Annotated in this window: 10 protein-coding genes and 1 pseudogene; 4 read left to right on the top strand and 7 right to left on the bottom strand. The window is 74.4% G+C overall.

The features are described from left to right. A pseudogene (locus ACH4ZX_RS10830) lies at positions 1-97 on the top strand (IS5/IS1182 family transposase); the annotation flags it as partial. Between the two features lie 142 nt (positions 98-239). Here ACH4ZX_RS10830 and ACH4ZX_RS10825 read toward each other — a convergent pair. Beyond that, on the bottom strand, positions 240-791 hold the full coding sequence (locus ACH4ZX_RS10825) for a flavin reductase family protein (RefSeq protein WP_398270721.1): 552 nt from the start codon (positions 789-791) through the stop codon (positions 240-242). A 207-nt stretch (positions 792-998) separates the two neighbouring features. Here ACH4ZX_RS10825 and ACH4ZX_RS10820 point away from each other — a divergent pair, with 207 nt between their 5' ends. Both ACH4ZX_RS10820 and ACH4ZX_RS10815 read left to right on the top strand, forming a co-directional pair. After that, complete coding sequence (locus ACH4ZX_RS10820) at positions 999-2,603, top strand: aspartate aminotransferase family protein (RefSeq protein WP_398270718.1); 1,605 nt, start codon at positions 999-1,001, stop codon at positions 2,601-2,603. A 169-nt stretch (positions 2,604-2,772) separates the two neighbouring features. Next, positions 2,773-5,679 carry a BTAD domain-containing putative transcriptional regulator gene (locus ACH4ZX_RS10815; RefSeq protein WP_398270715.1) on the top strand — a complete coding sequence of 969 codons (2,907 nt, stop codon included), beginning with the start codon at positions 2,773-2,775 and terminating at the stop codon, positions 5,677-5,679. 84 nt (positions 5,680-5,763) lie between these two features. Here the strand turns inward: ACH4ZX_RS10815 and ACH4ZX_RS10810 are convergent, their stop codons facing one another. From ACH4ZX_RS10810 to ACH4ZX_RS10785, 6 genes are all read right to left on the bottom strand, one after another. Further along, positions 5,764-7,920, bottom strand: a complete 2,157-nt coding sequence (locus ACH4ZX_RS10810; RefSeq protein WP_398270712.1) for a BTAD domain-containing putative transcriptional regulator — start codon at positions 7,918-7,920, stop codon at positions 5,764-5,766. Further along, positions 7,847-8,749, bottom strand: a complete 903-nt coding sequence (locus ACH4ZX_RS10805; protein WP_398270709.1) for a thioesterase II family protein — start codon at positions 8,747-8,749, stop codon at positions 7,847-7,849. Before ACH4ZX_RS10805 ends, ACH4ZX_RS10810 begins: the two co-directional genes overlap by 74 nt. A gap of 7 nt (positions 8,750-8,756) precedes the next feature. Next, the gene (locus ACH4ZX_RS10800) at positions 8,757-9,371 is read right to left on the bottom strand and encodes an NADPH-dependent FMN reductase (RefSeq protein ID WP_398270706.1); all 615 of its coding nucleotides are present in this window, start codon (positions 9,369-9,371) and stop codon (positions 8,757-8,759) included. A 183-nt stretch (positions 9,372-9,554) separates the two neighbouring features. Then, complete coding sequence (locus ACH4ZX_RS10795) at positions 9,555-10,133, bottom strand: histidine phosphatase family protein (RefSeq protein ID WP_398270703.1); 579 nt, start codon at positions 10,131-10,133, stop codon at positions 9,555-9,557. A gap of 138 nt (positions 10,134-10,271) precedes the next feature. Next, on the bottom strand, positions 10,272-10,709 hold the full coding sequence (locus tag ACH4ZX_RS10790) for a GNAT family N-acetyltransferase (RefSeq protein ID WP_398270700.1): 438 nt from the start codon (positions 10,707-10,709) through the stop codon (positions 10,272-10,274). Between the two features lie 48 nt (positions 10,710-10,757). Then, a complete protein-coding gene (locus ACH4ZX_RS10785) occupies positions 10,758-12,218 on the bottom strand; it encodes a PLP-dependent aminotransferase family protein (RefSeq protein ID WP_398270697.1) in 1,461 nt (486 codons plus the stop codon). Between ACH4ZX_RS10785 and ACH4ZX_RS10780 the strand changes: the two genes are divergently transcribed. Next, positions 12,217-13,164: a DMT family transporter gene (locus ACH4ZX_RS10780; protein WP_398270694.1), complete on the top strand. Its 948-nt coding sequence runs from the start codon at positions 12,217-12,219 to the stop codon at positions 13,162-13,164. The genes ACH4ZX_RS10785 and ACH4ZX_RS10780 overlap by 2 nt on opposite strands. Positions 13,165-13,217: the final 53 nt, after the last annotated feature.

Here is a 13,217-nt window from a genome sequence, read left to right as displayed (position 1 = left end):
GTCCTGGCGCCTGCTGCGCAAGCTCCGCTGCAGCACCACCCGCATCACCGACCTGGTCAAGGCCGTACTCGCCCTTCACCTGGCCACGTCAAGCTGAGGTTGGAAAAGCCTCAAGGGCGGCGAACGGACGGTTCACCCTGCGGGAATTCCCCGGTCTGGGCGCGGTCATCGGCGGTTCAGGGGAACGGCGGCCACAAGGGGCGCGTGGATTCCCGGCCCGGGCGTCCGGGAAATCGCGGTCATTCGGCGGCGGGTGCCACCCGGCCGAACCGGCCGTCGACGAAGAGCAGCCCTCCGCCCTCGGCGACCTGACCCGCCCCGAGCACGGTTCCGATGAAGATGGTGTGGTCACCGAAGGCGTGCGCGGCCGTCAGCTCGCACTCCAGCCAGGCCAGCGCGCCGCCCAGCAGCGGGGAGCCGGTGTGCCGGCCCGGCGTCCAGGCCACCCCTTCGAACTGGGCGGCGCCCAGCGTGCGCTTGCTGTTCGCGAAGTGGCGCGCCAGATCCTCCTGTTCGGCACCGAGTATGTTGACGGCGAAGCGTCCCGCCGAGGACAGCGCTCCGTGCATCACCGCGCCGTGTCCCACGCTGCACAGCACCGAGGGCGGTTCGAGGGACACCGAGCTGAACGCGTTCGCCGTCATCGCGTGCAGCTGTGCGCCGCCCACGGTGATCACGGTGACTCCGGTGGCGAAACGCGCCATCACGGTGCGCAGCACGGCGGGGGTCACCGCGTCGAGGGCGGGCGGGAAGGCGGACACGGCGTCGAGGTGAGCGGGCGCGGAATTCATTCCGGATTCTCCGATCCTTTTCGCGGGGCGCTCTCAGGCCCTGCCGTTGGCCGACCAGGGCCCGCTTTCGCCAACGTACCGTCGGGATTCCGGCAGTCCGTCATCCGCCGGTAATCGTCTGCTCCCGCAGGTCGCTCACAGGTGCTCGAGGCCGGACGAAGAGCCGCCGATGACCGGCCGCTGACCAGAACGGCGCAATCTGAACCCATGGACACCAAGAACTCCGCGGCCGAGGGGCCGGAACTGGCTGAGCCGTATCTGCGGGAAGTGCTGGGAACGGCCGGTCTGGCCGTCGAGTACGTGCGGGCCGAGGGCAACACCCTGTACCGGCGCGGCGAGGACGGCGGCGAGATCCCGGTCGCCGACTTCGCCGGAGGCTACGGTTCGGTACTGCTGGGCCACAACCACCCGGACCTGGTCGCCTGCGCCCGGGACCTGCTCGACGCGGGCACGCCCGTGCACGCGCAGTTCTCCCGGCACCCCTACGCCAACCGTCTCGCCGCCGAGCTGAACCGGATCGTGCACCGCGAACTCGGCTCCGCGGAACCTTACTTCGCCATCTTCGCGAACACCGGCGCGGAGGCCGTGGAGGCCGCCGTCAAGCATGCCGAACTGGACCGGGTGCTGCGGATCGCCGCACTGCGCGAGGAACTGGAGCACTCGGCGGACCGGGCGCGAGCCGCGGTGGCCGCCGGGGAGGCCGAGGTGCCGGCCCGGATCCGCACCCGCTTCGGGGTCTCCACCGGAGCCGCGACGGCCGCCGCCTTCGCCGAGTTGACGGCACGCGTCACCGCCGAGAACTCCGCACGGTTCAACCGGCCGCCGCTCTTCCTGGCGCTGGAGGGCGGCTTCCACGGCAAGCTGGGCCTGAGTGTGCAGCTCACCCACAACGCGGCCTACCGCACGCCGTTCCAGGCGCTGGCCGCGCAGGCGCGGTTCGTGCCGCGGGACCGGCCCGAAATGCTGAAGGAGATCCACGCGCAGGAACGGAGCGTCGCGTACTCGCTCGAGGTGACGAACGGCCAGGTGGATGTCGTCGAGCGGGAGTTCCCCGTGTTCTGCGCCTTCCTGGTGGAGCCGATCCAGGGCGAGGGCGGCATCCGGGTGCTCGGCGCCGAGTTCGCGGAGGCGATCCAGCAGTTCTGCGCGGAGGCCGACGTCCCGCTGATCGTGGACGAGATCCAGAGCGGCATGGGACGTACGGGCACGCTGCTCGCCTCGGCGCAGACCGGCCTGGTGGGCGACTACTACACGCTCGCCAAGACGCTCGGCGGCGGGCTGGCCAAGACGTCGGTGATGCTGGTGCGCGAGGCCCGCTACCGGCGGGAGTTCGAGATCGTGCACAGCTCGACCTTCGCCAAGGACAGCTTCTCCTGCACCATCGCCCTGAAGGTGCTGGAGCTGCTGGAGGCCGACGGCGGGGCCGGCTACCGCCGGGCCGTGGAGCGCGGTGCGGCCCTGCGGGCGGTGCTGGAGTCCGTCCGCGCCGACTTCCCCGACGTGGTGAAGGAGGTGCGGGGCATGGGTCTGATGCTCGGCCTGGAGTTCCACGACCAGAGCGGGTCCGCCTCCGAGTCGGTACGTTCGCTGGCCGGGAGCGGGCTGTTCGGCTACTTCCTGGCGGGCCGTCTGCTGCATGCGCACGGGGTGCGCACCTTCCCGACGGCGAGTGCGGTCGAGACGCTGCGCTTCGAGCCGTCCGTACAGGTCTCGGACGAGGAGATCGCGCAGCTGGAGGCGGGCCTGCGGGACGTGTGCGGGCTGCTGCGCGACGGAGACGGCGCCCGGCTGGCGGGAACGGCGGCCGGCTGACACGCGGACACACGGCAGCGGCCCCGGCCCGTGCCCTTGCCTCGGCGCGGGTCACCGCCCGGCCGATCTCATCACATTGACGTTGCCGTCCTTTGGGAAGACAGGGATTGACACGATCGGTCCGGGTCGGGTGACGACCCGGCCGAGCGAGGAAACGGGGGAAGACGTCGTGGAGTTCCGTCTACTGGGACCACTCGAGGTGGAGGTGCCGTCGGGGCTGGTGGCTCTCGGCGGCACCCGGCAGCGCGCGGCACTGGCCTATCTGCTGCTGCACGCGGGCGAGGTGGTGCCGACCCGGCGCCTGCTGTCGGCGGTGTGGCCGGCGGACCGGGTGCCGGGCACGGCACGCAAGATCCTGCAGAACGCGATCTGGCGGCTGCGACGGACGCTCGCCGTGCCGGGCGAGGCCCAGGTGGCACAGCTGGTGACGCAGGCCCCCGGATATGTGGTGCGGGTGCCGCCGGAACGGGTCGATCTGCTGCGGTTCGAGCGGCTGGCGGCACAGGGCCGAGCGGCCCTGCTGACCGGTGAGCCCGCCCGCGCCCGCAGGGCGCTGCGCGAGGCGCTCGCGCTGTGGCGCGGGCCCGCCCTGGCGGATCTCGCCGAGGCCGGTACGGTGTGGCCGGAGCTGGCCGGGCTGGAGCAGAAGCGGCTCGACGTCATGGAGGACTGCTTCGAGGTCGAACTCCTGTGCGGCCAGCACCAGTCGGTCCTGCGTGACCTCGACGCCTTCGTCCGGGCGGAGCCGCTGCGTGAGCGTGCCTCGGGCCAGTTGATGCTCGCCCTGTACCGCAGCGGACGACAGGCCGACGCGTTGCACGTCTACGCCCGCATCCGCACCGCCCTCGTCGAGGGCCTCGGCCTGGAGCCGGGCCGCGAGATGCAGCGCCTCCAGTCGGCCATCCTCGCCCAGGACCCCCGGCTGAACCTGCCCGGCCCGTCGTACAGCACCGGACCGGGTTCCCCGTCGGCCCCCGCCTTCGGCACCGGACCGGCTTCCTTACCGTACGGCGCCGGTCCGGGGACGGCCCCCACGCCTTCCGCTGGTGGCGGTGCGGCTCCGGCACCAGGAACGGGATGGGCTTCCGGCCCGGACGCCGGACCGGGCCGGGCCCGGAGCCTTGGTACGGATCGGGCCCGGAGCACCGGACCGGGCCGGGCCCTGGACACCGGACCGGGCCGGGCCCTGGACACCGGACCGGATCGGGCCCTGGACACCGGACCGGATCGGGCCCGGGACACCGGAACAGCTCGGGGGCGCGGCACCCGACCGGATCCCACCCGAAGCGCCGGACCGGCCTCCGCCCAAAGCCCCGGGCCCGTCGTCGAAGCGGACGCAGGCCCGGCGATCGGACCAGGCCCCGCCTTCCTGCCCGGCCGTGGAGCGGACGCCGCCCTGCACACCGAAGCAGCCCGCACCCCGGGCACCGGAGCAGCCGTCGACCACGGCGCCGGAGCACCCCCCTGGCCGGACACCGGAACACCCGCTGCGCCGGGCACCGGAGCACCGGCCGGGCCAGGCACGACACCAGCGCCCGAACCCGGCGCCGGACCGGTTCCCGGGCCGCTCACCGGACTGATCCTCGGCCCGTCTGCCGCTCCTCGCCCCGGCCCCCTCCACGACGCCGTGCCGGGGAGCGGACCGGCCCCCGCGCCGGGCGCTGCTCCCCTGCCGGCCGCCGGCACCGCCGTATCCCCGGCGGGAGCCCCTTCCCGTGCCGGGACCGGCACCGGACCCGACACCCCCGCCCGCCCCCTCACCGCCTCGCCGTCGCCCTCGCCCTCGCCCGACGGCCGAGGCGGTGCCTACCGGTCCGGCTCGGTGCTGATGATCCGCTTCAGTCTGGGCACGGAGTTCGACGATCTGTCGGCCGGCGACATCGACCGCGTCCTGGACACCGTGTGCGAACTGGCGCGGGAGGAGATAGAGAAGTCGGGCGGGTGCGCGGCCTGGTCGATAGGGTCCGTGCTGCTCAGCCTGTTCGAGGAGGAGCCCGGCCGGGACGACTGCGCGGAGCGGGCCGTGCGGGCGGGGCTCGCGGTCCGGGACTGCCTGAGCATCCCCGCCTCGCCGCTCGCCCCGCCCACCTTTGTGGTGAAGGGGCTGTCGGTGCACGCGGCGCTGGCGACGGGGGCGGCGTACGTGTGCCGGTGGCCGTCCTCCGGCGCGGCCGGCGACGATCCCTGGATCAGCGGTGAACTCGTCGACGCCTGCGAGACGATGCTGTGCCTGACCCCGCCGGCCGAGATCCACGTCTGCGACGAGACCCGAAGACGCACCCAGGACGCCGTCAGCTACCACCGGCTGCCCGACGCGACGGCGACCTGGCAGGTGCACGCGCTCCGGCCGGGCGCCGAGGGGGACGTCCCCTGCTTCGAGCGGGAGTCCGAACTGGACCTGATGACCGGCTTCCTGAGCCGGGCCCGCCAGCGCTCCACCCCGCACCTGATCTCCGTTCTCGGCCACTCTGACCTCGGCCGCACCCGGCTTCTGATGGAGTTCCGCCGCAGGATCGCGGAGACCGCCCCCGACCCGGTACGGGTCCTGGACGGCACGGTCACCGCGGGCGGCGACGCGCTTGCCGTACCGGCCGAGACGCTGGCCGCCTGCTGCGGCATCACCCGCCAGGACGATCCCGCGACCGCCGACGGCAAACTCGCCTCCGCGCTGCGCGGGTTCGCCGACGCCGGCACCGCAGCCGAACTGCTGCCCGCGCTGCGGTCGCTGCTCGCCGGGCGGTACCGCGGCGCGGACGAGCGGGACCGGCTGCTGGCCGCCTGGCGCCGGTTCATGGCGCTGGCCGCGCGCGGCGGGCCGCTGGTGCTGATCTGGGACGGCGTGCACCAGGCGGACGACGCCCTGCCGGCCGTCGTGGAGCAGCTCTGCGCCGACTGCCCGGACGCGCCGCTGCTGGTCGTGGTCGGCGCGCACGACGGACCGCTCGGCGCCCGCCCGGCCTGGTCCGGTGTCGCGCGGCAGACGATGACCCTGCACCTCGCGCCGCTCGCCGAGGACGCGCTGGACCGGCTGCTGCGGTCGGTGTTCCTGTCCGGGGCGGACGGCGACCCGGCCTGAGGACGGGTCACCGCAGCGGGGGCCGGGTCCCGCTGCCACGGGCGCGTCACCCCCGCGGCATCCCCTCGGCGTCGCGGGGCCGCTTCAGCGCTCCCCGGAAAGCTCGCCCGAGACCTCGGCCACCACCTCACGCGGAACAGCCTCGCGCGGAACGGCCTCACGCGGGACCGCCTCGCGCGGAGCGGGATCACGCAGCCATCCGCTGCCCACGGACTGCTCGGCAGCGGCACCGGGCAGCCGCTGCAGGGTGAGGGTCACGCTGTGCCGCAGACCGCTGCCCCACAGGGGCCTGCGGGTCAGCAGGCCGCCGGGCCGGGCACACACCAGGATGAGCAGGGGCACGTCCTGAGGCAGCGACGCGAGCTTCTCCACGAGGCCGAGTACGGCGTCGTCGGCGGCGTGCGCGTCGTCCACGCACAGCACCAGCGGCTGTTCCCGGGCCAGCAGCACCAGCAGCTCGCACCAGGCCTCGTACGCCTCGGCATCCTGGTCGGACGGGTCGTACGGCCGGCCGGGGCTGAGCCGCCGCAGCAGCCGTTCCGCGGTCTCGCTGCGCCCGGCGACCCGGCGCACGACGTCGGTGAGCCCGCGGTCGTCGGTGTCGGACAGGGGCAGCCCGCAGCAGGCCCGCAGCACGTCGCAGAGCGTCCACGAGGCCCGGGGGTCCCTGCCGCGCACCCGCACCACCCGGACCGCCTCGCCCTGGATGCTGCGGACGAAGTCGGCGAGGAAGCGGGTCCTGCCGACGCGCGGTTGGCCGAGGATGGTGACCAGATGCGGGGCGTCATGGCGCCGGGAGCGGGTCAACAGGCTTTTCACCATGCCCAGTTCGGCCTCGAAGCCGCCGGACGGGTCGGGCAGGGCGGCGGTCTCCGCGGTCGTGCGCAGCCCGGCGACGGCCCGCACCCGGGGCTGTTCGGTCGGTACTTGCCGGACCAGGCCCACGGTGTCCTGCACGGCTTCGCCGTCGAGGTGGATCGCGCCGGACGGCACCGTGGCGAGCAGGGTCCGGGCCTCGTCGACGAGGCGGCCCACCACCCGGACGGGCGCGGAGGCGTCATGGGGGTTCCAGCGCACGAGGGCCTCGCCCGCCGAGACCACGGCGTGCCAGCGGGGCCCGGGGACCTGGCTGAGCCTGACGCGCAGGGCCACCGCGGCGCGCACCGCGCCCTGCGCGGCCTCGGCCCGGCCGGTGTCCAGCCCGAACACCGCGACCCAGACCCGGCCGAGCGACCCGGCCACGGTGCCGCCGAACTCCTCGACGCAGTCGGCGACCGCGGCCACGGCGTCGTACAGCGTGTGGGACTCCGCCGCATCCTGACCGGCGGCGGATGTCTCGGCGGTGCGGGCGCCGACCAGCAGGACGGCGACCGACCTGCGCTCGGTGTGCGGGGACGGGGCCCGGTGCGAGACCCGTTCCGGGAGCGCCCGGGGCGGCGCGGGCTGCTCTGGCGGTGCGGGTTGCTCGGGCTGCTCGGGCCGGGTGTGCACGGCGGGCGGCGCGGGCTGGGCGGGCCTGGTGTGCACGGCGGGCGGCGCGGGCGCGACCGTGGCCGGCGGGGCCAGCGCGGGGTCGTGGGTGAGGATGTTCTGCTGGAGCAGCTGGAGTTCGCGGGAGGGCTCCAGGCCGTGCTCTTCGACCAGCGCCCGTCGTACCCGGCTGAAGACGTCGAGCGCCTCGGCCTGTCGGCCGCAGCGGTACAGGGCCAGCATCAGCTGGCCGCACAGCCGCTCCCGCAGCGGCTCCTCCTCGGCCAGGGAGACCAGCTCGCCGAGGACGGAGTAGTGGTGGCCGCTGCGCAGTTCGGCCTCGAAGCGGTCCTCCATCACGTCCAGCCGGAGCTGGCTCAGTGCCGTCAGCTCCGGCCAGTCGGTGCCCGCCTCGGCGAGGTCCGCGAGCGCCGGCCCGTGCCACTCCTCCAGCGCGGCGCCGAGCAGCCGGGCGGCCTCGGCGGGGGCGCCGGCGGACAGACGGGAGCGTCCTTCGGCGACCCGGCGGTTGAAGCGGTGCAGGTCCAGCCGCTCCGGGTCGAGCCGCAGCACGTATCCCGGTGCCTGGGTGACCAGTTCGGGGCCGCGGTGCACGGCGCTCTGCTCGGCGAACAGGGCGCGCAGGCCCCACACCGCGTTCTGCACGATCTTCCGGGCGGTGGTGGGACGGTTCTCGTCAGGCCACAGCGCGCCCAGCAGTTCGCTGGTCGCCACCACCCGGTTCGCCCGCAGCAGGAGCAGCCCCAGCACCGCACGCTGTTTGTGGCCCCCGAGGGCCAGCTTGCGCTCTCCCGCTGACGCCTCCAACGGGCCCAGAACCCTGAATTCCACTGCTTCCCCCTGTCGATGGTCTCAAGCGGGTCGTCAGGACAGCGGTCACCTGGTCCAACCGCTCGCTCAGATAGAAGTGGCCCCCTGCGAAGACCAGAACCTCGTCGTCCTGTCGCGTCTGCCGTGCCCAGCCGGCCACCGACGCGACCGGTACGACCGGGTCCGCGTCGCCGACGAGCACAGTGACGGGGGTGTTCAGCGCGGGACCGGGCTGCCAGCGGTACGAGGCGAGGGCCCCGTAGTCGGCGCGCAGCGCGGGCAGCACCATGTCGAGCAGTTCCGGGTCGTCCAGCACGGAGGCGTCGGTGCCTCCCAGCTTCCGGACCGCGGCGAGGATGGCCGCGTCGTCGGTGAGCCGGTCGTGCGGGTCCGGCGTCGGGCCGGGCGCGCCGCGCCCGGACAGGAACAGGCGCACGGGTGGCGGCACGGATCCGTGGTCCAGGATCCGCGCGGTCTCATACGCGACGAGCGCCCCCATGCTGTGGCCGAAGAACGCGTACGGCTGCCGCGTGTGGGGCGTGAGGGCCTCGGCTATGCGGGCGGCGAGCCCGAGGATGCCGTTCGCGGGCGGCTCGGCGCGCCGGTCCTGGCGGGCCGGGTACTGGACGGCGAGGACGTCGAGCGTCCCGGACAGTTTCCGCGACAGCGGTGCGTAGGCGGTGGCCGAGCCGCCCGCGTGCGGGAAACAGATCAGCCGACAGGCCGCGGGCAGCGGCTCGCCGAACCGCCGGAACCACCTGGTGTCCATGGATGTGTCACTCCTCCGCGCGGGCGGGGTACGAGTACGTGTACGGCTCACGGGCACGGGCCCGGCGCAGGGCGCGCGCCCACCAGTCGAGCCGGTCGAGCATGGCGAGGGCGGCGCGGCGGCAGTCCTCGGTGTCGTGGAACTGCCCCTCTGAGCCCCATCGCTCCTGGTAGTTGTCGAAACTGACGGTCTCCGGGACGGTGACCGCGTGGGACTCGGCGAACACCTGCCGCAACTGGGCGACGGCCCACAGCCCGCCGGACGGCCCGCCGTAGCAGACGAAGCCGACGGGCTTGGCATGCCATTCGCTGTCGTACCAGTCGATCGCGTTCTTCAGGGCCGCCGGGTAGCCGGAGCGGTGCTCCTGCGTCACCACGGCGAACGCGTCGGCGGCGGCGAGCCACGGGGACAGGTCCCGGACGGCGGAGGGCCGCGGCAGCGCGGGATCGGCGGTCATCAGGTCCGGCAGCCAGGCCGTGGCCAGGTCGATGACATCGACCTCGAAATCGCTGCGCAACCGGGCGCGGGTCGCGAGCCACTCGGCGGCCGCCAGCCCGAAGCGTCCCTCCCTGGCCGCGCCGACGAGGATCACCAGCCGCAGCCGGGCGTCGCCGTCGTCCATCCCCGCTCCTCCAGCCCCGATCGTTCCGTTCTCAAGCACCTCGACCACTGTGCGGCATATGCCTTCGGAAACGCTTCGGGTCTCCTTACGGTCGCGCTTCGGGCGCTTACGGCCGACGAGCCGGACGTCCCGCCGGCCGACGAGTGCGCCACTGACCTCGGCGCCACCGTCCAGGAGCGACAGCTAGCCCGGCACCCCGTCGAGGCGGAGGTTCCAGCGGCGGGCGTGACCGGTGACGGTGACGGCCGACAGGGGGCGCACGTCGATGCTCCAGTAGGCCGACGGCGGCGCCTTCAGGGCGTACAGCAGGGCGGCGCGGATGACGGACGGTTCGGCCACGGCGACGATGCGGCAGCCGTCCTCGTAGGGCCGGGTGTCGAGCCAGCCGCCGACGCGGGAGACGAAGGCCAGCAGCGACTCGCCGCCGTGCGGGGTGGCGTGCGGGTCGGCCAGCCAGGCGTCCACCAGTTCCGGCTCGCGGGCCATCGCCTCGCCGAGCGTCAGCCCCCGCCAGCGCCCCATGTCGCAGTCCCGCAGGGCGAGTTGGACGAGCGGCGCGTAGCCGAGGGCGTCGCCGGTGGCGCGGCTGCGGGGCGTGGGCGAGCAGTAGCGCAGTTCGGACGCCGCCAGCGGGACCAGGGCGGGGGCGGCGCGCTGCACCTCGTCCCAGCCGGCCTGGTCCAGCGGGCGGTCGTCCTCGAAGCGCTCGGCGAGCGGCGGGGAACTGCGCGCGGCCGCGACGAATGTGACCCTCAGCTGCATGCGGCGATGGTGAGCCGCGGGAGTAAGCAGGTCAAGGGGTGTTACCTACGAGTCACCCAGGGTGCGTGAGCCCTTACCTCCGGGTCGGGATCTGCCGGACAAGTCGCCCTCCGGTCGGACGGTTCGCCCTCCGACGGCTCACTCGAAGGCGAGCACCATCCACTGCTCGGGCCGATCCAGCGCGGTGAAGCCGACCTTCTCGTACACCCCGTGGGCGTCGTGCGTGGCGAGCAGCAGGCGCCGCAGCCCGTACGGGAGCAGGTGCTCGCGCACGGCCGCGACCATGACGGTGCCGATCCCCTTGCCCCGCACGGACGGGTCGACGTAGACATCGCACAGCCAGGCGAAGGTCGCCCGGTCGGTGACGACCCGCGCGTACGCGACCTGCTCCCCCGACACCCTGTCGTACACACCGAAGTTCAGCGAGCCCTCGATCGCCCGGTCCAGCTTCTCCCGCGGCCGCCCGAGCGCCCAGTACGCGTCGGTGGACAGCCAGTGGTGCACGCGATCGACGTCGACCCGTCCGGGATCGGCGGAGAACTCGTAATCGTCGGGAAGGCTCGGGATGTCGTTCATGGCGGGAGGGTCACAGGCCGGCCTGCGGTTTGTCGAACCGTTTTCCCGTCACCCCCACCGCACGGCCCCGATGCGCTGCAGCACCTCGTCCGCGGCGGTCCGCAGCCGCCGCACTCCTTCGGTGATCTCGCCGGTGCCCGCCACCGCCGCGAAGCTCAGGCGCAGGTGGCCGGCCGGGGGCTCGGCGCCGAAGTACGGGCGGCCGGGCGTGACGGCGACGCCGGCGCGGAGGGCGGCGGCCGTCAGGGCCGCCTCGTCCGTGCCGTGGGGGAGGCGCAGCCACAGGTGGTAGCCGCCCGACGGGATGTGCGGCAGGGCGAGCCGGGGCAGCTCCCGGCGCAGGGCCGCCGTCATCACGTCGCGGCGGGCCTTCAACTGTGCCGACAGGGACCGCAGATGACGCGGCCAGGCGGGCGAGCCGACGAGTTCGAGCGCGGCCTCCTGCAGCGGCCGCGGCACGAAGAAGGTGTCGACGATCTGGATGGCGCGCAGACGTTCCAGGACCGGGCCGCGGGCGGCCAGGGCGCCGACCCGGAAGCTGGGCGAGGTGGCCTTGGTCAGCGAGCAGACGTGGACGACGACGCCGTCGGGGTCGTCGGCGGCGAGCGGCCGCGGCAGCTCTCCCGCGTCCTCGTGCGCGAGCCGCCGTACGAAGTCGTCCTCGACGACGAACGCGCCGGCCTCCCGGGCGGTCCGCAGCACCGCGGCGCGGCGCCCGGGCGCCAGCACGGCGCCGGTCGGGTTCTGGAACAGTGGCTGGCAGACGAAGACGCGGGCCCCGGTCGCCCGGAAGGCGTCGGCGAGCAGGGCCGGCTTCACCCCGTCCGGGTCCACGGGGACGGGGACGGGCCGCAGCCCCGCCGCGCGGGCGATCGCCAGCATGCCGGGGTAGGTGGGCGATTCGACCAGCACCGGCGCCCCGGGCGGGGCGAGCGCGCGCAGGGCGGTGGTCAGCGCCGACTGGCCGCCCGCGGTGACCAGCACATCCGCGGCGGTGACCGCCGCGCCGATGCTCCGCGCGAACCACTCGCGCAGCTCCGGCAGTCCCTCCACCGGCGGCCGCCCCCAGGCGCCGGGCCGGCGTCCGGCGCGGGACAGCGCCGCCGCCATCGCCCGTTCCGGCTGGAGCGAGGGATGCAGATAGCCGCCGTTGAACTCGACGACGCCGGGCGGCGGGCCGGTCAGCGAGACCAGCACGCCCGAGGCGTCCACCGTGCGCGGGACGAGGTCGGTGGCGCCGTCCGCGCTCAGCGCCACCTCCTGCCACGAGGTGTCCCCCGCGGCGACGGCGCTCGCGCGCGGCTGCGCCCGGAAGGCTCCGGCGCCGGGCCGGGTGACCACCAGCCCCTCGGCGGCGAGCTGGGCGAGGGCCCGCGAGACGGTCACCGGGCTGACCCGGAAACGCTCGACGAGCGCCCGGCTGGAGGGGAGCTTCCCTCCGGGAGAGTAGCGGTCCAGCTCCTGTCGCAGCTGTTCCGCCAGTTCACCCACACTGCTACGCTCTTGCATGAGAGCACAGAGTAGCGCTACTGCGGCAGCATCGATAGCGGTCGGCACCTCCGGGAAAACGGCCGGGGCGGCGGCACCGGCCGCGGCGGACCGTCGCGTCGGCACCTTGCAGGCCGCCCTCGGCGTCGTCGCCTTCTCCCTCACCTTCCCCGCGACCGCCTGGGGTCTGGAGGGCTTCGGGCCCTGGGCGCTGGTCGCCGTGCGCAGCGTCCTCGCCGCGCTGATCGCGGGCGGCTGCCTGTTGGCGCTGCGCGTGCCGGTGCCGGGGCGGGCGCACTGGCCGGGCCTCGCGGTCGTCGCCGGCGGCGTCGTCGTCGGCTTCCCGCTGCTGACGACGCTCGCCCTGCGGACGTCCAGCACCGCGCACGCGGCCGTCGTGATCGGCCTGCTCCCCCTCACCACCGCCCTGCTGTCCGCGCTGCGCGTCGGCGTCCGCCCCTCCCGGACGTTCTGGGCGGCGGCGGTCGCGGGGGCGGCCGCGGTGGCCGTGTTCACCGCCCAGCAGAGCGGCGGCGCGCTGACCGCCGCCGACCTGTTCCTGTTCGCGGCGCTGCTGGTGTGCGCCGCGGGCTACACCGAGGGCGGCCGGCTGGCCCGGATCATGCCCGGCTGGCAGGTCATCGGCTGGGCCCTGGTGCTGTGCCTGCCGCTGAGCGTGCCCGCCGCCGTGGCCGCCCTGGCGCTGGAGCCCGCGCACCTGACCGCGCACAGCGTGGCCGGACTGCTGTGGGTGGCGGCGGGCTCGCAGTTCCTGGGGCTGGTCGTGTGGTACCGGGGCATGGCCGCGGTCGGGATCCCCAAGGCGAGTCAGTTGCAGTTGGCGCAGCCCCTGCTCACACTGGTGTGGTCGGTGCTGCTGCTGGGGGAGCACCTGACGGTGGCCGCTCCGTTGACCGCCGCGGCGGTGCTCGTGTGCATCGCCGTGACCCAGCGGGCCCGGGGCTGAGGGCCGTTCGGACCGCTTCCCGCCTGCTCCCGCGCCCTGGACCCATGGCCACG

The sequence above is a fragment of the Streptomyces sp. NPDC020490 genome (assembly GCF_044335305.1).
Classification (GTDB): domain Bacteria; phylum Actinomycetota; class Actinomycetes; order Streptomycetales; family Streptomycetaceae; genus Streptomyces.
Note: the sequence above shows the minus strand (reverse complement) of the source record. Positions and strands in the feature narration are given on the sequence as shown.